Source organism: Candidatus Clostridium eludens, from assembly GCF_045310515.1.
GTDB classification, from domain to species: domain Bacteria; phylum Bacillota; class Clostridia; order Clostridiales; family Clostridiaceae; genus Clostridium_B; species Clostridium_B eludens.
Map to the genome: position 1 here is coordinate 1 of NZ_JBJHZX010000160.1, position 501 is coordinate 501.

The window sequence follows — 501 nt, forward strand, 5'->3', positions numbered from 1 at the left end:
CAAAGAAAAAGGATTCGACAATGAGCCTCAGAGATGTATTGATTGTAGAAGAGCAAGAAAGCAACGAAACAATAATAATAAAAGAGGTTTTGGAAAATAATGTATCCGCGTTAAATGGTTTATAGTTCCAACAAAAGCCCCAGCCCAGTTTTAAGCTGGAGGTTTTGCTTCACATAAATAGCTGACCAAAGGCCAGCCAAGGGGGATTTTTTAAAAGATGATTACATCTATAGTATTTCCAGAATCCTCAAATTGCATACAATGAATAGAAATCACTTTCAATTAAATAAAATGCAGGATATATAATAAACAAAAGCCCTAGAATTAATCAGGGCTTTTGCTGTCGGTATGCGTTTGCACCAAAAAATACATCTAAATCAGATTATCAGTTAATATTATAACCAATTGAATTTATTTTTATAGTTATTATAGGAATAGGTAAGGTTTTGAAGTAATCTCTGCCTTTTCCCCTCCTTCACACCGTACATGAGACTTTCGCTC

The 501-nt window shown here is 33.9% G+C and carries 1 protein-coding gene; it reads left to right on the top strand.

Annotated features, from left to right (window positions below; translation table 11 throughout):
- The coding region (locus ACJDU8_RS25660) for a zinc-ribbon domain containing protein (protein ID WP_406795021.1) at positions 1-100 on the top strand (100 nt) is incomplete at its 5' end.
- Positions 101-501: the final 401 nt, after the last annotated feature.